19 protein-coding genes and 1 pseudogene are annotated in these 19054 nt (G+C 72.3%); 12 read left to right on the forward strand and 8 right to left on the reverse strand.

Going from position 1 to position 19054, the window contains the following annotated elements; translation table 11 throughout:
• Positions 1–6 precede the first annotated feature (6 nt).
• The 5 genes from D6B71_RS01780 to D6B71_RS01800 form a co-directional block, all read right to left on the reverse strand.
• A complete protein-coding gene (locus tag D6B71_RS01780; protein WP_121251386.1) occupies positions 7–738 on the reverse strand; it encodes a gamma-glutamyl-gamma-aminobutyrate hydrolase family protein in 732 nt (243 codons plus the stop codon).
• Positions 739–745: 7 nt separating this feature from the next.
• Positions 746–1525 carry a 3-oxoacyl-ACP reductase gene (locus tag D6B71_RS01785; RefSeq protein ID WP_121251387.1) on the reverse strand — a complete coding sequence of 260 codons (780 nt, stop codon included), beginning with the start codon at positions 1523–1525 and terminating at the stop codon, positions 746–748.
• 90 nt (positions 1526–1615) lie between these two features.
• Complete coding sequence (locus D6B71_RS01790; protein WP_121251389.1) at positions 1616–2974, reverse strand: aldehyde dehydrogenase family protein; 1359 nt, start codon at positions 2972–2974, stop codon at positions 1616–1618.
• A gap of 31 nt (positions 2975–3005) precedes the next feature.
• Positions 3006–4373 carry a glutamine synthetase family protein gene (locus D6B71_RS01795; RefSeq protein WP_121251391.1) on the reverse strand — a complete coding sequence of 456 codons (1368 nt, stop codon included), beginning with the start codon at positions 4371–4373 and terminating at the stop codon, positions 3006–3008.
• Positions 4374–4387: 14 nt separating this feature from the next.
• On the reverse strand, positions 4388–5134 hold the full coding sequence (locus tag D6B71_RS01800; RefSeq protein WP_240640933.1) for a FadR/GntR family transcriptional regulator: 747 nt from the start codon (positions 5132–5134) through the stop codon (positions 4388–4390).
• A gap of 186 nt (positions 5135–5320) precedes the next feature.
• Here D6B71_RS01800 and D6B71_RS01805 point away from each other — a divergent pair, with 186 nt between their 5' ends.
• The 3 genes and pseudogenes from D6B71_RS01805 to D6B71_RS01815 form a co-directional block, all read left to right on the forward strand.
• The gene (locus D6B71_RS01805) at positions 5321–6880 is read left to right on the forward strand and encodes an amino acid permease (protein ID WP_121251395.1); all 1560 of its coding nucleotides are present in this window, start codon (positions 5321–5323) and stop codon (positions 6878–6880) included.
• A 269-nt stretch (positions 6881–7149) separates the two neighbouring features.
• The gene (locus D6B71_RS01810; RefSeq protein ID WP_121251397.1) at positions 7150–8286 is read left to right on the forward strand and encodes a hypothetical protein; all 1137 of its coding nucleotides are present in this window, start codon (positions 7150–7152) and stop codon (positions 8284–8286) included.
• Between the two features lie 151 nt (positions 8287–8437).
• Positions 8438–8863: pseudogene (locus D6B71_RS01815) on the forward strand (class F sortase); the annotation flags it as partial.
• A 43-nt stretch (positions 8864–8906) separates the two neighbouring features.
• On the opposite strand, the gene D6B71_RS01820 reads toward D6B71_RS01815, so the two are convergent.
• Positions 8907–9548 (reverse strand): DUF2238 domain-containing protein, encoded by a 642-nt coding sequence (locus D6B71_RS01820; protein WP_206051500.1) that lies wholly within the window; start codon positions 9546–9548, stop codon positions 8907–8909.
• Between the two features lie 127 nt (positions 9549–9675).
• Here D6B71_RS01820 and D6B71_RS01825 point away from each other — a divergent pair, with 127 nt between their 5' ends.
• From D6B71_RS01825 to D6B71_RS01855, 7 genes are all read left to right on the forward strand, one after another.
• Positions 9676–10824: an LLM class flavin-dependent oxidoreductase gene (locus tag D6B71_RS01825; RefSeq protein WP_121251401.1), complete on the forward strand. Its 1149-nt coding sequence runs from the start codon at positions 9676–9678 to the stop codon at positions 10822–10824.
• Positions 10821–11477 (forward strand): CE1759 family FMN reductase, encoded by a 657-nt coding sequence (locus tag D6B71_RS01830; protein ID WP_121251403.1) that lies wholly within the window; start codon positions 10821–10823, stop codon positions 11475–11477. The genes D6B71_RS01825 and D6B71_RS01830 overlap by 4 nt, the downstream gene beginning before the upstream one ends.
• A 281-nt stretch (positions 11478–11758) precedes the next feature.
• Positions 11759–13030, forward strand: a complete 1272-nt coding sequence (locus D6B71_RS01835) for an HNH endonuclease signature motif containing protein (RefSeq protein WP_121251405.1) — start codon at positions 11759–11761, stop codon at positions 13028–13030.
• A gap of 290 nt (positions 13031–13320) precedes the next feature.
• A complete protein-coding gene (locus D6B71_RS01840) occupies positions 13321–13983 on the forward strand; it encodes a Crp/Fnr family transcriptional regulator (protein WP_206051501.1) in 663 nt (220 codons plus the stop codon).
• Between the two features lie 65 nt (positions 13984–14048).
• A complete protein-coding gene (locus D6B71_RS01845) occupies positions 14049–14600 on the forward strand; it encodes a DUF6448 family protein (protein ID WP_121251409.1) in 552 nt (183 codons plus the stop codon).
• On the forward strand, positions 14600–14995 hold the full coding sequence (gene lepB / locus D6B71_RS01850) for a signal peptidase I (protein ID WP_121251411.1): 396 nt from the start codon (positions 14600–14602) through the stop codon (positions 14993–14995). The genes D6B71_RS01845 and lepB overlap by 1 nt, the downstream gene beginning before the upstream one ends.
• Before the next feature lie 327 nt (positions 14996–15322).
• On the forward strand, positions 15323–15814 hold the full coding sequence (locus tag D6B71_RS01855; RefSeq protein WP_240640939.1) for a DUF427 domain-containing protein: 492 nt from the start codon (positions 15323–15325) through the stop codon (positions 15812–15814).
• A gap of 49 nt (positions 15815–15863) precedes the next feature.
• Here D6B71_RS01855 and D6B71_RS01860 read toward each other — a convergent pair whose 3' ends face one another.
• Positions 15864–16283, reverse strand: a complete 420-nt coding sequence (locus D6B71_RS01860) for a hypothetical protein (RefSeq protein WP_121251413.1) — start codon at positions 16281–16283, stop codon at positions 15864–15866.
• A 13-nt stretch (positions 16284–16296) separates the two neighbouring features.
• On the reverse strand, positions 16297–16827 hold the full coding sequence (locus D6B71_RS01865) for a YbhB/YbcL family Raf kinase inhibitor-like protein (RefSeq protein WP_121251415.1): 531 nt from the start codon (positions 16825–16827) through the stop codon (positions 16297–16299).
• Positions 16828–17007: 180 nt separating this feature from the next.
• On the opposite strand from D6B71_RS01865, the gene cobA reads away from it, so the two are divergent.
• Both cobA and D6B71_RS01875 read left to right on the forward strand, forming a co-directional pair.
• Positions 17008–18234: a uroporphyrinogen-III C-methyltransferase gene (gene cobA / locus D6B71_RS01870; RefSeq protein WP_121251416.1), complete on the forward strand. Its 1227-nt coding sequence runs from the start codon at positions 17008–17010 to the stop codon at positions 18232–18234.
• Positions 18234–19037 (forward strand): TrmH family RNA methyltransferase, encoded by an 804-nt coding sequence (locus D6B71_RS01875; protein WP_121251418.1) that lies wholly within the window; start codon positions 18234–18236, stop codon positions 19035–19037. Before cobA ends, D6B71_RS01875 begins: the two co-directional genes overlap by 1 nt.
• The last annotated feature ends 17 nt before the right edge of the window (positions 19038–19054 follow it).

Raw genomic sequence — 19054 nt, forward strand, 5'->3', positions numbered from 1 at the left:
ACCGGCTCAACCGGCTCCCGCCGCACCCCGCTGCTCGGCGTACGCCGCGGCGGCGCGCACCAGCCCGGCCAGCAGGCCGACGTCGTCGGCGGTCTCGGGATGCCACTGGACCGCGACACAGAACCGGTCACCCGGCGCCTCGATCGCCTCCAGCGTGCCGTCGTCGGCCCGCGCGGCCGCCACGAAGCCGGGGTGTCGGCGCACCGACTGGTGGTGGTGGCAGCTGACCCTGAGGCGCTCGCCGACCAGCCCGGCGACCCGGGAGCCGGCTCGGGTGTGCACCTCGACGTGCCCGAACGCGTCGCCGCCGGGGGAGTGGCCGTCGTGCCCCACCACGTCGGGGGTGTGCTGGTCGAGGGTGCCGCCCGCGTGCACGGCCATCAGCTGCATGCCGCGGCACACACCGAGCACCGGCAGGCCGGACGCCGCGGCGGCGTCGAGCAGCGCCGCCTCCCACGCGTCGCGGTCCGGGCGCCAGCCGGCGGTGCGGGCGTGCGGCTCGGCGCCGTAACGGGCGGGGTCGACGTCGGCGCCGCCGCTGACCACGAGCCCGTCGAGCCGGGCCACCACCGTGTCCGCTGCCCCGACCTGCCCCACCGGAGGCAGCAGCACCGGGAGCCCACCGGTGGCCTCGACCGCGACGGCGTACTGGGTCGGCAGCAGGTCGGCGCGCTGGTGCCACACCCCCCACGCCGCCTGCTCGCGATAGGTGGTGAGCCCGATGACCGGCGCCGTCATCGACGGCTCACACGGGGGTGACGTAGGCGCCGGAGATGCCGCCGTCGACGAGGAAGGCGTTCGCGGTGATGAAGCTGGACTCGTCGGAGGCGAGGAAGAGCACGGCGTTCGCGATCTCCTCGGGCTCGGCGAAGCGGCCCATCGGCACGTGCACGAGCCGGCGCGCGGCCCGATCGGGGTCGCTGGCGAACAGCTCCTGCAGCAGCGGGGTGTTCACCGGTCCGGGACACAAGGCGTTGACCCGCACCCCCTGGCGGGCGAACTGCACGCCGAGCTCACGTGACATCGACAGCACCCCGCCCTTCGAGGCGGAGTAGGAGATCTGCGAGGTCGCGGCGCCCATCACCGCGACGAACGAGGCGGTGTTGATGATCGAGCCCCGGCCCTGCTCCAGCATGTAGGGCAGCGCGGTCTTGCAGCACAGGTAGACGCTGGTCAGGTTGACCTCCTGCACGCGGCGCCACGCGTCGAGGTCGGTGTCGAGGATCGAGTCGTCCTCGGGTGGGGAGATCCCGGCGTTGTTGAACGCGACGTCGACCGACCCGTAGCCCTGGTGGGCGGTGGCGAACAGCACCTCCACCTGGTCCTTGTCGGTGACGTCGACGTGGACGTACGTCGCGGTGGCCGGGCCGCCGAGCTCGTCGACGAGGGCTTCACCGGCGGCGTCGTCGATGTCGCCGATCACCACCCGGGCGCCCTCCTGGGCGAACCGGCGCACCGTGGCCAGGCCGATCCCCGAGCAGCCGCCGGTGACGACGGCGACCTTGCCTTGCAGACGTCCTGCCATGGTCGGATCTCTTCCTCTCGTGGGTCTCGGCAAGCTCGACCACCGGTCGCAGCGGGCCCGATCCACCGGGCTCGGGCTGCGGTCGGTGGGTCAGTGCGCGATGAACACGTTCTTCTCCTCGGTGAACGCCATCGGGGCGTCGGGCCCGAGCTCACGGCCCAGCCCCGACTGCTTGTAGCCGCCGAACGGCGTCCAGTAGCGCACCGAGGCGTGGGAGTTGACGCTGAGGTTGCCGGCCTCGACCGCCCGGGCGACCCGCAGCGCGCGGCCGACGTCGCCGGTGTAGATCGACCCGGACAGCCCGTAGTCGGTGTCGTTGGCCAACGCCACGGCGTCGGCCTCGTCGTCGAACGGCATCACCGCCACCACCGGCCCGAACACCTCCTCGCGCCAGATCGTCTCGCCCGGGTCGTCGCAGGTCACCACGGTCGGCGGCACCCAGAAACCGGCACCCTCGGGGGCCGTGCCGGTGAACGCCACCCGCGCCCCTTCGACGTACCCCTGCACCCTGCGCTGCTGTCGCGCCGAGATGAGCGGGCCCATCTCGCTGGTCTCGTCCTCGGGGTCCAGCACCCGCAGCGCCCGCACGGCCGGCTCGAGCAGCGCCAGGAACTCGTCGTACGCCGAGCGCTCGACGAGGATGCGCGAGCGCGCGCAGCAGTCCTGGCCGGCGTTGTCGAAGACCGCGGCCGGCGCAGCGGCGGCGGCCGCGGCGAGGTCGGCGTCGGCGAAGACGATGTTGGCGCTCTTGCCGCCCAGCTCGAGGGTGACCCGCTTGACCTGCTCGGCGCAGCCGGCCATCACCTGCTTGCCGACCGCCGTGGAGCCGGTGAAGCACACCTTGCGGACCAGCGGGTGGGTGACGAACCGCTCGCCGACCACGGCGCCCTGGCCGGGCAGCACGGTCAGCACGCCCTCGGGGATCCCGGCCTCGAGTGCGAGCTCGGCCAGCCGGAGCGCGGTGAGCGGGGTGAGCTCCGCGGGCTTGAGCACGACCGTGTTGCCCGCGGCCAGCGCGGGGGCGAAGCCCCACCCGGCGATCGGCATCGGGAAGTTCCACGGCACGATCACCCCGACCACGCCGAGCGGCTCGTGGAAGGTGAGATCGGTGCCGCCCGGCACGGGGATCTGGCGGCCGAAGAGGCGCTCGGGTGCGCCGGCGTAGTAGTTGAGGCAGTCGCGGACGTTGCCGGCCTCCCACCGGGCGTTGCCCCAGGTGTGGCCGGCGTTGCGCACCTCGAGCTCGGCGAGCTCGTCGACGTGGGCGTCGACGACCGCGGCGATGCGCCGCAGCAGGCTCGCCCGGTCGCCCGGGGAGACGGCCCGCCAGGCGGGGAAGGCGGCCGCCGCCCGCTCGATGGCCGCGTCGGTCTGCGCCAGCGTCGTGGCGGGCACCTCGGTCAGCGGCCGGGCGGTCGCGGGGTTGACGACGGTGAACGTGTCGGTCATCGGGTCCTCTCGGCTACGGGGTCGGGGGCGGTCACATCCGCTCGAACCCCCGTCTCAGCTCCCAGTCGGTCACCGCGGAGTTGAACGCCGCCAGCTCGACGTCGGCCATGTTCACGTAGTGGTCGACTACGTCGTCGCCCAGCGCGGCGCGGGCCACCGCGGAGGCGGTGAACGCCTCCCGGGCGGCGGCCAGCGTGGTCGGGACCCGCGGCGCCTCGGAGGCGTAGGCGTTGCCGACCAGCTCGTCGGGCAGCGCCAGCTCCTGCTCGATGCCGTGCAGGCCGCCGGCGACCATCGCCGCCAGCGCGAGGTAGGGGTTCACGTCGGCGCCGGGCAGCCGGTTCTCCATCCGGGCTGCGGAGCCGGACCCGACCAGCCGCACCGCGCAGGTGCGGTTGTCCTGTCCCCAGGCGATGGCGGTGGGGGCGAAAGACCCCTCGGCGAAGCGCTTGTAGGAGTTGACGTTGGGTGCGTAGAGCAGCGTGAAGTCGGCCGCGGTCGCGAGCACCCCCGCCACGAAGTGGTCGTAGAGGGCGGTGCGCTCACCCCGCTCGGCGTCCCAGAAGACCAGCGAGCCGTCGCGGCCGCGCAGCGAGAGGTGGATGTGGCAGCTGCTGCCCTCGCGCTCGTTGTACTTGGCCAGGAACGTGATCGACTTGCCCTGCTGGGCGGCGATCTCCTTGGCGGCGGTCTTGTAGACCGCGTGGTTGTCGGCCGTCGTCAGGGCGTCGGCGTAGAGGAACCCGACCTCGTGCTGCCCCGGGTTGCACTCGCCCTTGGCGCCCTCGACGTCGAGCCCGGCGGCGTACATGTGGTTGCGGATCGCGCGCAGCAGCGGCTCGATGCGGGTGGTGCCGAGGATCGAGTAGTCGACGTTGTACTGGTTGACCGGCTCGAGCTCGCGGTAGCCGCGGCGCCAGGCGTCCTCGTAGGTGTCCTCGAAGGCGATGAACTCCAGCTCGGTGCCCGCCATCGCGACCCAGTCGTGGTCGGCGAGCCGGGCGAGCTGGCCCTGCAGCACGGTGCGCGGGGACTGCCGCACGGGGGAGTGGTCGAGCCAGACCAGGTCGCACTGCACCATCGCGGTGGCGGGCAGATGGGTCAGCAGCCGGATGGTGCGGTGGTCGAGCACGAATTCCATGTCGCCGTAGCCGGTCTCCCACGATGAGATGTCGTAGCCGGCGACCGTGTTCATGTCGACGTCGACGGCGAGCAGGTAGTTGCAGCCCTCGGCGCCGTGCTCGAGCACGTGGTCGACGAAGTAGCGGCCGTGCAGGCGCTTGCCCTGGAGCCGGCCCTGCATGTCGGTGAACGCCAGCACGACGGTGTCGATCGAGCCGGTCTCGATGTCGTTGACCAGCTGGCCCATCGTCAGGTGGCGCTTGTTGCGCAGCTCCATGTGTCGGCTCCTCCTCAGGCGACCAGGCCGCGCAGGAGTGCCGCGGTGTCGTCGCAGTGCTGCTCCATCACGGTGCGGGCCTGGTCGGGCCGGCCGGCGAGCAGGGCCCGCACCAGCGAGGCGTGCTGCCGGTCGGAGTGGGCGATGTTGGCGTCGAGCACCGGGATGGCCAGCAGCATCTCGTGCAACGTGGCCTGGACCGAGGTGACCGCCTCCACCACCCGCGCCGACCCGGAGAGCGCCGCGACCGTCAGGTGGAAGCGCGAGTCGGCCTGGCGGTGCTCGGCGGGCCGCCGGGCGGCGGTGACGTCGGCGAGGGCCCGCTCCAGCTGCTCGCGGCGCTCGGGGCCGAGGTCGGTCTCGGCGGCCAGCCAGGCTCCGCCGGGCTCGACGATCCTGCGGAACTCGAGCGCGTCGAGCCACTCCGCCCGCCGCTGCGGTGAGACGCGCGCTGCCGCCCGGGCCGACGGCGTACGCGGCTTGAGGGTGACCACGGTGCCGCCGCCGCGCCCCCGCCGGGTCTCGACCAGCCCGGCCTGGCGCAGGGCCGCCATCGCTTCGCGCAGCGTGGCCCGGGAGACGCGCAGCTGTGCGGCGAGGGCCCGCTCGGGCGGCAGTGTCGAGCCGCGGGGGTAGACCCCGAGCCGGATCGCCACCGCGAGCTGTTCCACGCAGGCCTCGAAGGCGTGGTGCCCGCGCACGGGTCGGAGCACCGCTTCGGGGAGGTCGAGACCTGCGGCCTCGGAGGGTGACGCGCTCACCCGGCTCATCCTGTGGAGCCAGGTCGTCGGCTGTCAACGGTCCGGCCGCGCCAATGGCCTGAGTTCAGACCAATTTCCCGGGGATTCACACAGAGGTATCGACACGGTGATCTTCGCGGGTCTACGTTCGCTCGCCAGGACCGGAGGACCCGGCTCGAGGCCGGGGACGAGCACCTGGAGGCCAGCGTGGCTGACGAGACGACGGCGAGGACGGCGGGGCGGCGGCCCGGAGGCGGGGCGACGTACTCCCACGCCGTGGAGGGCTACTTCGACAAGCGGCAGCTCAAGCGGGCCGCCGGGTTCTGGGGGCTGTGGGGGATCGGCGTCGGCGCCGTCATCTCCGGCGACTTCTCGGGCTGGAACTTCGGGATCGGCGAGGCCGGCTGGGGTGGCCTGCTGATCGCCACCGGCGTCATCGTGGTCATGTACTTCGGGATGCTGTTCTCGATCGGCGAGATGTCGGCCGCGATGCCGCACACCGGCGGGGCCTACTCGTTCGCCCGGGCCTCGATGGGGCCGTGGGGCGGCTTCGTGACGGGCCTCGCGGAGACCATCGAGTACGTCTTCACCACCGGGGTGATCGTCTACTTCTCGGCCGGCTACGCCAACGCCGTCACCGACGAGCTGGTCGGCCTCGACCTCTCGGGCAGCATGTGGGTCTGGTGGCTGGTGCTGTACGTCGCGTTCGTCGGGCTCAACTCGCTGGGCGCCGAGCTGTCGTTCAAGTTCGCGATCGTCGTGGCGTCACTGTCGGTGGCGATCCTCGCCCTCTTCGCGGTGCTGGCGGTGGCCAACGGCGCGATCGACTTCGGCAACCTGCTCGACATCGAGCCCGAGGCCGGCAACAGCGACTTCCTGCCGTTCGGGTGGGAGGGCGTCCTCTACGCGCTGCCGTTCGCGATGTGGTTCTTCCTGGGCATCGAGGAGCTGCCGCTGGCGGCGGAGGAGGCGCACGACCCGGCCAAGGACATCCCCCGGGCCGGGATCATCGGCCTGCTCACCCTGGTCGCGTGCGCGGCGCTGGTGCTGTTCCTGAACCCGGCGGTGACCGGCTCCGCGGCGCTCGGTGCCGCGGACGAGCCGCTGCTGGACGGCTTCCGCTCGTTCCTCTCCGACGACTGGGCGGCGGTGCTGTCGGCGTTCGCGCTGGTCGGCCTGCTCGCCAGCCTCCAGGGCATCATGTTCGCCTACGGCCGCAACATGTACTCGCTCTCCCGGGCCGGCTACTACCCGAAGTTCCTGTCGCTCACCGGATCCCGGCAGACGCCCTGGGTCTCCCTGGTGGCGGGTGCGGTGATCGGCTTCGTCGCGCTGATCCTGGTCGACCAGGTCGGCGGCTCGGCCGGCGACATCGTGCTGAACATCGCCGTGTGGGGCGCGGTGATCGCCTACATGCTGCAGATGGTCTCGTTCGTGCTGCTCCGGCAGAAGTTCCCCAACGCGCTGCGGCCCTACCGCAGCCCGACCGGGGTGGCGGGGGCGGTGGTCGCCGGGGTGATCGCCGCGGTCACGTTCGTGGGCGTGCTGCTCAACGAGACCTATCGGCCGGCGGTGGTCGCGATCGCTGTGGTGTACGCCGTGGGGCTGCTGCTGTTCGCCGTCGTCGGGCGGCACCACCTGGTGCTCTCGCCGGAGGAGGAGTACGCCATGAGCGGAGGTCTCCATCGCGACCCCGCGGTGGAGCACTACGGCGCCGACCTGGAGGCCGAGCTGCCGCCGGAGGACTTCACTCCCGAGGAGCGCTGACGGGGCCGAGAATCGTGGCCGTTCTCGGGCTCGTCTAAACCTGCCACAGGCAAAACTTTCCCGAAAGGTCTAGTCCACTACTAGACAGTCGTGCGGTTCTGTGACCTTCCCAGGTCAGCGGCGTTGTGCAGTGAGTCCCGTGCTCGGCGGTGGCTCTCGACGGGGGTCCGAGGGTCGTTGGGCCGGGACGGCCAGGTCCTCCTGGCGCACCACCTGGACACGAGCAGCCGACCGCCGGTGATCCCGGCCGATCCTTGGGAGTACACGAGATGTCTCACACGTCGCTGAAGCGCGCCCTTGCGACCTCCGCCGCAGCCGCCCTGACCGGGCTGGCCCTCGCTGCCGGCCCCGCGCTCGCCGACCCGGGCCAGGGTCACGGCAAGCCCGGCGACGGGAAGCCGCACCCGAGCCAGGGCAACCCGAACCCCGGGGAGGGGAAGCCCGACAAGCCTGGGAAGCCGGACAACCCCGGCCAGGGCAAGCCCGACAAGCCCGGTCAAGGGAACCCGAACCCGGGCCAGGGGAGCCCGAACCCCGGGCAGGGGGACCCGAACCCCGGCGGCCCGAAGCCCGGTCAGGGGAACCCGAACCCCGGCCAGGGGAGCCCGAACCCGGGCCAGGGGAGCCCGAACCCGGGTCAGGGGAACCCGAACCCCGGCAACCCGAACCCCGGCCAGGGCAACCCCGCACCGGGCGCGCCGCAGGGCTCGCCTCCCGGCAACAACGGCAGCGTGAAGATCGCCGGGCTCGGCGACCTCGACTCGATCCCGAACAACGTGCCGCACCCTGGCTGCACCTTCCAGGTCGAGTGGTACGGCTTCGACGAAGGCGACGACGTGGTCTCCACGGTGTCGTTCACCCCGCACGCGCCCACCTCCGACGTCGGGCTCACCGTGGCCGGCGAGACCAGCGTGCCCGTGGGCGGCGACGCGGCGGGCGGGGGCACCGACCTCGACGGCCGCGAGGCCTACACGCTGACCTTCGACGGCGAGCCGCACCCCAAGCAGGGCTACCACGTGAAGCTGGTGGTGAGCACTCCGCGTTCGCTGGGCAACGACACCAAGAGCAAGGTCTTCTGGGTCGAGCCGTGCGAGACCTCCGCGCCGGCGGACGAGCCCGGTGCCGAGCTGGAGCCGGGCGTCGAGCCCCAGGCGGGTCAGGGCGGGTCGGCCAGCAGTCAGAGCGCCGAGGTCCTGGGCACGCAGGCCGACGCTGAGGATGAGGCCGAGGATGCCTCCACTCAGGCGGCCGGGGTCGACGAGGTCGCGGTCCCGACGGCGGTGGACGCCGGGGACGACGGCTCGCTCCTCGGCGACATGGGCTCCCCGATGAGCCTGATGGCCCTGGGTCTCGGCCTCCTCGCGGCGCTCGCGCTCGCGCTGGGGCTGCGCCGCAACCGTGTCTGACCCCACCGCGCAGGCGCACGGCGGCCGTCGACTCCGGTCGGTGGCCGCCGTGGCGCTTGCGGCGGTGCTCGCCAGCGGCGCGGTCTGGGTCGCACAGGCGCCCGACGGCGCGGCCCGCAGCGCCGACGGGGGAGCAGGCAGGCCCGCGGGGATGGCGACGAAGCCGACGGTCGGCACCACCGCGAAGCCGGTCCGGGCTCCCCGGGTGCCCGGGGCTCCGGAGCGCGTACGCATCCCCGCTCTGGGGGTCGACGCGCCGATCCTGCCGGTGAGGGCTCCCGACCGGACCCTGGTCCCACCGGCCGACCCGATGCGGCTGGGCTGGTGGGCCGACGGGGCCCGGCCCGGGGAGCGACGCGGCAGCGTGCTGGTCACCGGTCACACGGTGCACGACGGTGACGGTGCCCTCGACGACCTGGAGACGCTGCGCAGCGGCGAGCGTGTCTCGGTGCGCACCGATGCCGGCACGGTGCCCTACGTCGTACGCCGGGTGGAGATCTACACCAAGGGCGGGCTCGCCCGGCACGCCGAGCGGTTGTTCAGCCAGGACGTGGCCGGCCGGTTGGTGCTGATCACCTGCGAGGACTGGGACGGCAGCCGCTACCTCAGCAACGTGGTCGTCACCGCGAGGCCGGTGCGCTGACGCCCGCGGCGGCCGGGTCCTCCGGCGCCGGCGTACGCCGTCGGAGCGAGGCCACGACCAGGCCGGCCGCCAGCGCGCCGAGTGTGCCCAGCGCCTCGTCGGCGAGGGTGTCTTCGTAGGCGGTGTCGAGTTCGGTCCCGTGCCGGATGAACGTGAACCACTCGCCCAGCTCCCAGCCGATGGCGAGGACGGCCCCCAGTCCTGTCACGAGCGTGACCAGGGCCCAGTCGGGCCGCACCCTCGTGCCGAGCAGCAGGCCGAGGCCGGCGCAGAGCAGCGCCCAGTTGGCGAAGTGGTTGAGGTCGTCCCACCAGACGACCGCGTCGTAGAGGTCGAGGCTGTTGCCGGTCACGTCGACGAGGAACGGCGCCATGACCAGGGCGAACGCACCCCACGGGGGAGCGTCGCGACGGGGCCGGCGCCGGTTGGCCAGCCACCAGCAGGTCGGCGCGGTCAGCATCAGCAACGGGTAGGCGATCAGCCGGGCGCCGAACGCCTTGTCGGCGAAGCGGTCGATGCCAGGCACGTACTCGGCGACCAGCAGCTGGCCGACCGTGAGCAGCAGCACGAGGGCGGGCACCAGCCAGGGCACCTGCCGGGATGCGGGGCGTCGGGTCACGGGGCGCATGCTGTCAGACTTCGTGCCGGCGGGTCCGGAATAATCCGGACCATGGTCCGGTTCTGTCGGTGTCCGGCCCAGGCAGGGGCCGAGGCAGTGAGCAGAGACCAGAGAGGGAGAGCCCGCCATGCAGATCGGCATCTTCAGCGTCGGCGACGTCACCACCGACCCCACCACCGGGCGGACGCCGACCGAGCACGAGCGGATCAAGGCCACGGTCGCGATCGCCAAGAAGGCCGAAGAGGTCGGGCTCGACGTGTTCGCCACCGGGGAGCACCACAACCCGCCGTTCATCTCGTCCAACCCGACCGCGACGCTGGCCTACATCGGCGCGCAGACCGAGCGGATCATCCTCTCCACGGCCACCACGCTGATCACCACCACCGACCCGGTGCTGATCGCCGAGGACTACGCCAAGATCCAGCACCTCACCGACGGCCGCGTCGACCTGATGATGGGCCGCGGCAACACCGGTCCGGTCTACCCCTGGTTCGGCAAGGACATCCGTCAGGGCATCAACTTGGCCATCGAGAACTACGCGCTGCTGCACCGCCTCTGGCGCGAGGACGTCGTCGACTGGCAGGGCCGGTTCCGCACGCCGCTGCAGGGCTACACCTCGACGCCGCGTCCGCTCGACGGCGTACCGCCGTTCGTCTGGCACGGCTCGATCCGCAGCCCCGAGATCGCCGAACAGGCGGCGTACTACGGCGACGGGTTCTTCCACAACCACATCTTCTGGCCGGCCTCGCACACCCAGCAGATGGTCGAGCTCTACCGGCGCCGGTTCGAGCACTACGGCCACGGCCCGGCCGACACCGCGATCGTCGGCCTGGGCGGGCAGTTCTTCATGCGGCGCAACAGCCAGGACGCCTGGAACGAGTTCCGGCCCTACTTCGACAACGCCCCGGTCTACGGGCACGGCCCGTCGCTCGAGGACTTCACCGAGGCCACGCCACTGACCGTCGGGTCGCCGCAGCAGGTGCTCGAGCGCACGCTGTCGTTCCGCGACTACGTCGGCCACTACCAGCGCCAGCTGTTCCTGATCGACCACGCGGGCCTGCCCCTGAAGACCGTGCTGGAGCAGCTCGACCTGCTCGGAGAGATCCTGCCCGCGATGCGGGCGGGGTTCGCCGAGGGCCGGCCGGCGCACGTGCCGGACGCCCCGACGCACGGCTCGCTCGCGGCCGCCGCCGGCGGCGCCGTGGACTCCACCGTCTACGCCCCCGCCGACGCCGCGACCGGCCACCGGGCCGAGGACGCCGAGGTGACCGCGTGACCCGGCAGGTCGTGGTGGTCTCGGCCGGGCTGAGTGTCCCGTCGTCGACTCGGCTGCTGGCCGACCGGCTCTCGGCTGCGGTCGTCGAGGCGTTCGACGCCCGTGGTGAGCAGGTCGAGGTGCGGCTCGTCGAGCTGCGCGACCTGGCGCACCAGCTCACCGACCACCTGCTCACCGGCTTCGCACCGCTGGAGCTCGACGAGGTGCTCGACGCCGTCCGCCGCGCCGACGCGGTGGTGGCGGTGACGCCGGTCTTCTCGGCCTCGTACAGCGGCCTGTTCAAGACGTTCTTCGACGTGCTCGAGCCGGGCGCGCTCGAGGGCACGCCGGTTCTGGTCGCCGCGACGGCCGGCACCGCCCGGCACTCGCTGGTGCTCGACCACGCGCTGCGGCCGCTGTTCTCCTACCTCCACGCGGTCGTGCTGCCGACCGGCGTCTTCGCCGCCACCGACGACTTCGGCGCGGGCGGCGACGGCGGGCTGGGGGAGCGGATCGCGCGCGCGGCCGCCGAGCTGGCCGCACTGGTCGTCGGCCCGGCCGCCGGTCGCGGCGAGCAGCCCGCGGCGGTGCGCCCCCGGCGTACCACCGAGCAGGAGTTCGCCGAGCCCACGCCGTTCGAGGAGCTGCTGCGCGAGGCGTCCGGCGGCAACTGAGCCCTCCGCTGGTCGAGCCGGCCCGGTGGTCGAGCCTGCCGAGACCCGGTGGTCGAGCGGCCCCGGTGGTCGAGCCTGCCGAGACTCGGTGGTCGAGCGCCCCCGGTGGTTGAGCCTGCCGAGACCCGGCCGTCCGCGGTGGTCGAGCCGGCCCGGTGGTCGAGCTTGCCGAGACCCCCGCATTGCGCCCCTGTTGTGCACATTCGACGACCACACAACATCGTCCACAGGCGCACACCTGTTCGAACCCGGCTGTCGGTGGTCGCCTCTAACGTAGTGCCATGACGACAACCAGCACCCGGGAGCATCCGCTCCGGGCATGCGCCACCGCGATCACCCAGGCGCTGGCCGACGTCGTCGACCTCGACCCCACCTGGCTGCCCGTCGACACCAAAGCCAACCTCCTCCTCGACCTCCACCGCGCCCACGAACAACTCGGTGCCCTCAAGGCCCGCGTCATCGCCGCCTCCGGTGACCTCGCCGAGGACCGCGGCGCCCGGTCGGTGGCCTCCTGGCTGGCGGTCGAGACCCGCGACGAGGCCGCCTGCTGCGCGGCCGAGGAGAAGCTCGCCAAGACCCTCGACCGCAAGTACCCCACCCTGGCCGCCGCCTGGGCCACCGGTGGCGTGAACCGCAACCAGGTCACCGTGATCGCCCGAGCCCTCGACGAACTACCGCGGCGGCTGGGCGCCGAGGTCATCGGGGCCGCGGAGGCCGAGCTGGTCAGGTTGGCCGGCTTCCACAACCCCCGCGACCTGCGGATCCTGGGCCGCCGGATCCTCGAGGTCGTCGCCCCCGAGGTCGCCGACGACGAAGAACGCAAACGCCTCGAAGACGAAGAACGCCACGCGCGAGCCAAGACCCGGCTGGTGTTCAAGCCCCTCGGTGACGGCCGCACACGCATCGTCGCCGACATCCCCGACGCCATCGCCGCGATCTTCAAGAGCGCGCTGCACGCCCACACCAGCCCCCGCCGCGACAACCACGCCGAAGTCGTCGACGGACTACCCCGGCTCGACCCCGACACCGGCGAACGGATCCCCCACGACCAGCTGCTGGGGCTCGCCTTCTGCGCCCTCGTGGAGCACATCCCCACCGACAGGCTCCCCACCCAAGGCCGGACCCCGGTCAAGATCGTCGCCGCCATCGACCACGACAAACTGCGTCACGACCTCGGCGCCGCGGGCTTGTCGACCGGCGACCAGATCTCCATCAGCCAGCTCCGCCGCCTTGCCTGCGAACACAGCCTCCTGCCCGCAGTGCTGGACGGCGAGTCCCAGGTCCTCGACCTGGGCCGCAGCCAGCGGCTCTTCACCGGCCCGCAGCGGATCGCGATGGGCCTGGTCCACCACCAATGCCAAGCACGCGGCTGCACCGTCCCCGCCGCCTGGTGCGAAGCCCACCACAAGAACCCCTGGGCCCAAGGCGGCAACACCGACCTCGCCGACGGAGCCCTCCTCTGCCCCTGGCACCACCACCGCGCCCACGGCCGCGACTACGACCAGGCCTGGGCACCCGACGGCACCGTCACCTTCACCCGACTCCGCAGATGATTCGACCTGCCACTCCGCCCCATTCCGCGTCCGCATGGCTTGCCACCCGGAGGCCATCTTCGCGACCCTTCGTCGCGCCCGCCCAATGGTGGCGGTCACGCACCGTGAGTGCTTCGGCGCCTGCTGATGGGCGATGTGACCGCACAGCAGGAGTCGAGGACGTCCGACTGGACCTAGCCCAAGCGGGCATACGAGATCAGCGCCCCATTGACAGCCGGGCCCTAGTCCGACCGGCTGAACGCGATACTGGGGTTATGGCCCACGGTCAGTCGTCGGCAGATGAGCCCTGCGTGTCGTTGGTCCCGCTCTTCGCGGGGCTGACGCGGGAGCAGCAGGCAGATGTGGCGACCCTCGCCCGCCCGGTGACCGTGGGAGTCGGCGAGACTTTCGTCCGGGCCGGGGCGCGGCGGGCGCCCCTGTTCGTGGTGCACTCGGGGATGGTGAAGCTCTCTCGCACGACCCCTGACGGCAGGAGCACGACCTTGCAGGTCCTCGGCCCGGGCGAGGTGGGTGGGGAGACGTGGCTCATCACCGGCGAGCGGCCCGAGAACGACGTGGTTGCCCTGGAGGATGCGCGGATGTGCGTCTTCGAGCCGGCTGCGCTGGAGACCATCGTCAGAGAGTTCCCGAGCGTCGGGATCGCCCTGTTGCGGTCACTGGCGCTCCGGCTGCATTCCGCTGAGCGGATGCTCACGGCCAGGACCCTCGCCGACGTGGGCGCGCGACTGGCGGCCTACCTCCTGGACTGCCCCACCACTGGGCGCGCTCGTGGCGCCGCGACAGCGCACCTGCCGATGGCAAAGAAGGACATCGCGACCTTCCTCGGAACCTCGCCCGAGACCGTCAGTCGGCGACTCAAAGCCTTCGAGCACGAGGGCCTCATCCGGGTGCGCGGTATGGACGTCGACATTCGGGATCCAGTCGGACTCGACCTGCGTGCTCGCGGCGCTTGACGCACGTCAAGGCGGCGCGGCGGTCCTCCTCCTACCTTCGAACTACCACTGATCGAGGAGGAACCATGAACATCGCCAAGCTGCTCCGCTTGCTCGTCCGCACCGCGTCCGCCCACTGCGACACCGAGGACGGTCCCGCGGTCACCGACGGCCGTCGTGCCCTGGAGACCGGCAACGTCAACATCGCTCTCAAGTGGGTCCACCAGGACGAAGAGGAGGACGTGCGGGCCGCGTTCACTCGCGCTGTCGCCGTACGTGATCTGTCGCCGGAGGCACGCGATGTGGCCGACCGCTACTTCCTCGACGTCCTGATCCGGGTCCATCGCGCCGGCGAGGGCGCCAGTTTCGACGGTATCAAGCCCACCGGCGCGGACGTGCCCCCGCAGGTCGTCGCCGCCGACGAGGCGCTGTCGCTGGGCCGCATCGACCCGCTGCGCGGGCTCGTGGATGACGAGCGGTGGGACGAGTTGGAGCGCAGGTTCGACCGTGCGGTGGCGCTCAAGGGCTTCGCCGTCGACGACCTGGCTGCCGCGCGGGAGTACATGGAGGCGTACGTCTCGTTCTTCAAGTACGCCGAAGGCCACGACCACGACCACCAGTACGCCCACGCGCACTGATGTGGTGGCTCACACGGGTGCGCTCGGACTCAATGGCGCCCACCCTTACCGACGGTCAGCTCGTGCTCACGAGATCGCTCCGACCGGCTCACGCAGTCGGCCGGGGTGACCTTGTCGTCCTGGACTCCCCGGTCGACCCGGACCAACTCGTCGTCAAGCGAGTCGTCGGGCTGCCTGGCGAGAAGATCACCTTCGACGCAGGCCGTGTGAGCATCGACGGCCGGCCCCTGCCGGAGCTCTACGCAAGCCAATCGATGTTCCGCGGTGCGTACGACGTGCCGCTCGGGCACTTCCTCGTCCTCGGCGACAACCGGGACCGCTCCAGCGACAGCCGCTCCTGGAGCCGCCCCTACACCCCCCGAGCCGCCATACGCGGACGGCTGGTGCGGCGCTGAACCGTCCGATCCCTCGAGGAACCACGCCGCACGGCGGAATGGCTGTGCACTTCTGGTCGGGCGTCGTTCGGGGCTCGTCACGACTGCGAGTCCTGGAGAACGGTCGGCGGGCCGCTGCATCAGGCGTCAGAACCCAGCGGGGACTTCGGTGCCGACGCTGGCGGGCAGCGGAAACCAGTGGGTCCCGAAGGACCCGCACGAGGACGATTGAAGACCGGCTCGATGAAAAGTGCGGGCGCCATCCTGGGCGGTGTGCCGCGACGACATCGAAGTCCCCCGGCCACGGCGTCGAGAGTCGCGTGCCGCGGTGCGAGCAATGATGGACCGGTGAACGACGAGGCCGAGCGCACCGGCACCGAGTCGGTCTGGGACTACCCCCGGCCTCCAGTCGTGCTGCCGTCGAGTGAGCACGTGGTGATCGAGCTCGGCGGTGAGATCGTCGTCGACACCCGGCGCTCGCTGCGGGTGCTGGAGACCAGCCACCCGCCGGTCTACTACGTGCCGCGCGCGGACGTGGCGGCCGGCCTGTTGCGCGCGGTGCCCGGCGCGACGTGGTGCGAGTTCAAGGGGGCGGCGGCGTACTTCGACGTCGTCGCGCCGGACGGACGGGTGCTCCCACGGGCGGCCTGGCACTATCCGGAGCCCACGGCCGGCTTCGAGGCGCTCGTCGCTCACGTCGCCTTCTACCCCGGGCGGATGGACCGGTGCACGGTCGAAGACGAGACGGTGCAGGCCCAGGAGGGCGACTTCTACGGCGGCTGGATCACCAGCTGGGTCACCGGCCCGTTCAAGGGCGCGCCCGGCACCCGCGGCTGGTAGCCGCCGTCGGTTGTCACGCGCGCTCAACGCCGCCGGAGCGGCCGGTGGGCTAGCGCATGAAGAGGACGAAGCCGATGCCGACCAGCAGGAGCAGCAGGAAGGCGAGCACGACCAGCAGCGCGATCTGGCAACCCAGGCCCCGGCTCCGGGTCGTCCCCGGGGCGCCCAGGTCACCCGGCTGGGAGAGGTGGGCCGGACCGCGGTACTCCAGCACCGGAGGCTCCTGTGGGGCCAGCACCTTGTGCGCCTGCCCCGCCCCGCCACGGATCGTCTGCCTGACGCCGACGCTCACCGGCCGGTCGGCGGGCACCTCGAAGCGCGTCGTGCCCCACGGCATCGGGTAGGCCCGCCCGTCGATGGAGACCTCGACGCCGGCGCCGGACATCAGGCCGCGTCGACAGACCAGCTCGAGCACCCGCTTGGGTCCCGCGTGCTGGTCGACGTAGGGGACGGCCGGTGGCTGCGTCACGGGCAGGCCCGGGTCAGTGCTGGAACGTGCCGTGCAGGATCGCCCGACCGGCGGTCTTGAACGCCAGGTTGAACGAGACGACCGCGGCAGAGGCGTCGGAGTCGACGCCGAGGCTGTCCTCGGTGACCGCGTGGACGACGAAGAAGTAGCGGTGCACCTGGTCGCCGGGCGGGGGAGCGGCGCCCATGAACGCCTTGCCGCCGCCGTCGTTGCGGCACATGAACGCGCTGCCCGGCAGCTCGGCGTCCGCGGCGCCGGCACCGGCCGGCAGCGAGGTGCAGTCGGCCGGCAGGTCGACCAGGACCCAGTGCCAGAAGCCGCTGGGCGTCGGGGCGTCGGGGTCGAAGCAGGTCACCGTGTAGCTCTTCGTGCCCTCCGGTGCGCCCGACCACGACAGCTGCGGGGAGGTGTTGCCCTCGGCGGCGACCTGGTCGCCCTTCAGCGGCTGGCCGTCCGCGACGTCGTCGCTGGTGACCGTGAACGACGGGACCTGGGGGAGCAGGTCGTAGGGGTTCGGGTGGACCGGCCGGTCGAGGGTGCTCATCGTGCTCCTTCGCTGCGGATGCTTCGGTGGTCGGGAGGTCGGGGTGCCCCGCGCTGCGGGAGCGATCCGACGGTGCCCCGGACGGTGGTGCCCTAACCCGCCCGAGGCGCGTCGCTCAACCTAGTCCGGTCCCTGGTCCGGCGCCATCGCCCACCCGCGCCGACCGGGAAGAATGCTCGCGTGGACGACTTCCCGCCGTACCCCTCCGGACTCCGGCTCGCCGGCCGACGCGTGCTCGTGGTCGGCGGTGGTCACGTCTCTCAGCGCCGCGTGCCAGGTCTGCTGGCCTGCGGCGCCGACGTCGTCGTGGTCTCGCCGAAGGTCACCCCCGCCATCGAGGGGCTCGCCGGTGCGGGCGAGATCACCTGGCACGCCAGGGGCTTCGACGACGCCGACCTCGACGACGCGTGGTACGTCATCGCCGCCACCAACGACCCCTGGGTCAACGAGCAGGTCAGCGCCGGCGCCGAGCGCCGTCGTACCTTCTGCGTCCGCGCCGACGACGCCACGGCCGCCACAGCCTGGACGCCGGCCGTCGGCCGCCACGAGGGTGTCACCGTCGCCGTCCTCGGCAGCCGCGACCCGCGCCGCTCCGCCCGGCTCCGCGACGAGATCGTCGAGTGCCTCCGGGAGGGCAAGCTCGCCGACCACGACGACCGGGACGCCACTCCCGGCGTCGTGCTCGTCGGCGGCGGCCCCGGGCACCCCGACCTGATGTCGATCGCCGGCCGCAAGGCCCTGATGGCCGCCGACGTCGTCGTCGCCGACCGACTCGCCCCCCGCGAGCTGCTCGGCGACCTCTCCAGCGACGTCGAGCTGATCGACGTGGCGAAGCTGCCCCGCGGCCGCTCGGCCCAGCAGGAGGAGATCAACCGGGTCATCGTCGCCCGCGCCCAAGCAGGCAAGCGCGTGGTCCGCTTCAAGGGCGGCGACAACTTCGTGTTCGGCCGCGGCTTCGAAGAGGTGCAGGCCTGCCGGGAGGCGGGGGTGCCGGTCACGATCATCCCGGGGCTGACCAGCCCCGTCGCCGTTCCCGCCGTCGCCGGCATCCCCGTCACCCACCGCGGCGTGGCCCACGAGTTCACCGTCATCTCCGGTCACCTGCCGCCCGGGCACCCCGAGTCGCTGACCCACTGGCCCTCCGTCGCCGGTCTCCAGGGCACCCTGGTGCTGATGATGGCCGTGCAGAACGCCCCCGCCATCGCGGCGGCGCTGGTCGACGGGGGGCGTCCCGCCGACACCCCGGTCGCCGTCGTCTGCGACGGCACCATGGCGACCCAGCGCACCGTGCTCTCCACGCTCGGCACCCTGGCCGCCGACCTCGAACGCGAGGCCGTGAAGCCACCGGCGATCATCGTCGTCGGCGGCGTGGTCGCGGTCGCCCACCCCGACCACTACGGCCGCTGATGGCCGACCTGGTCGAGATCACCGACCCCACCGACCCGCGTCTCGCCGACTACCGTGACCTGCGCGACGTCGAGCTGCGCAAGACCCTCGAGGCCGAGCACGGACTCTTCCTCGCCGAGGGCGAGAAGGTCGTACGCCGCGCCGTCGAGGCCGGCTTCAGCCCCCGCTCGTTCCTGATGGCACCCCGGTGGCTCGACGGACTCGCCGACGTCCTGGCCGGCACCGACGCCCCCTGCTACGTGCTCTCCGAGGCGATGGCCGAGCAGGTCACCGGCTTCCACGTGCACCGCGGCGCGCTCGCCTCGCTCGAACGCCGCCCGCTCCCGTCGGTCGAGTCCGTGCTCGCCGGCGCCCGATCGGTGCTCGTGCTCGAGGACGTCGTCGACCACACCAACGTCGGCGCGATCCTCCGCTCCGGAGCCGCGCTCGGCTTCGACGCCGTGCTGCTCTCACCGCGCTGCGCCGACCCGCTCTACCGTCGCTCGATCAAGGTCGCGATGGGCGCCGTGTTCCGACTGCCGTGGACCCGCCTGCCCGACTGGTACGACGCGCTCCCGGCGCTGTCGGCGGCCGGCTTCACCACCGTGGCCCTCACGCTCGCCGACGACGCCACCCCCGTCGAGGAGGCCGTCGCCGGGCTCGACCGGGTCGCGCTCGTGCTCGGCTCGGAGGGCCACGGGCTCTCGCCACGCTGGGAGCAGTCGGCCGATCGCCGGGCGATCATCCCGATGGCCGAGGGGATCGACTCACTCAACGTCGCGGCCGCCACCGCGGTCGCCTGCTACGTCACCGCCCGGCGCTGACCCAGCGCCTCCGCGGC

The organism is Nocardioides ferulae (assembly GCF_003660455.1).
Lineage (GTDB): Bacteria > Actinomycetota > Actinomycetes > Propionibacteriales > Nocardioidaceae > Nocardioides > Nocardioides ferulae.

Coding starts and splice junctions, on each gene's coding strand:
- D6B71_RS01825 (WP_121251401.1), top strand. CDS start 9,676: ATGCAGATCGGCATCTTCAGCGTCGGCGACGTCACCACCGACCCCACC.
- D6B71_RS01810 (WP_121251397.1), top strand. CDS start 7,150: ATGTCTCACACGTCGCTGAAGCGCGCCCTTGCGACCTCCGCCGCAGCC.
- D6B71_RS01845 (WP_121251409.1), top strand. CDS start 14,049: ATGAACATCGCCAAGCTGCTCCGCTTGCTCGTCCGCACCGCGTCCGCC.
- lepB (WP_121251411.1), top strand. CDS start 14,600: ATGTGGTGGCTCACACGGGTGCGCTCGGACTCAATGGCGCCCACCCTT.
- D6B71_RS01865 (WP_121251415.1), bottom strand. CDS start 16,827: ATGAGCACCCTCGACCGGCCGGTCCACCCGAACCCCTACGACCTGCTC.
- D6B71_RS01790 (WP_121251389.1), bottom strand. CDS start 2,974: ATGACCGACACGTTCACCGTCGTCAACCCCGCGACCGCCCGGCCGCTG.
- D6B71_RS01785 (WP_121251387.1), bottom strand. CDS start 1,525: ATGGCAGGACGTCTGCAAGGCAAGGTCGCCGTCGTCACCGGCGGCTGC.
- D6B71_RS01780 (WP_121251386.1), bottom strand. CDS start 738: ATGACGGCGCCGGTCATCGGGCTCACCACCTATCGCGAGCAGGCGGCG.
- D6B71_RS01795 (WP_121251391.1), bottom strand. CDS start 4,373: ATGGAGCTGCGCAACAAGCGCCACCTGACGATGGGCCAGCTGGTCAAC.
- D6B71_RS01875 (WP_121251418.1), top strand. CDS start 18,234: ATGGCCGACCTGGTCGAGATCACCGACCCCACCGACCCGCGTCTCGCC.
- D6B71_RS01835 (WP_121251405.1), top strand. CDS start 11,759: ATGACGACAACCAGCACCCGGGAGCATCCGCTCCGGGCATGCGCCACC.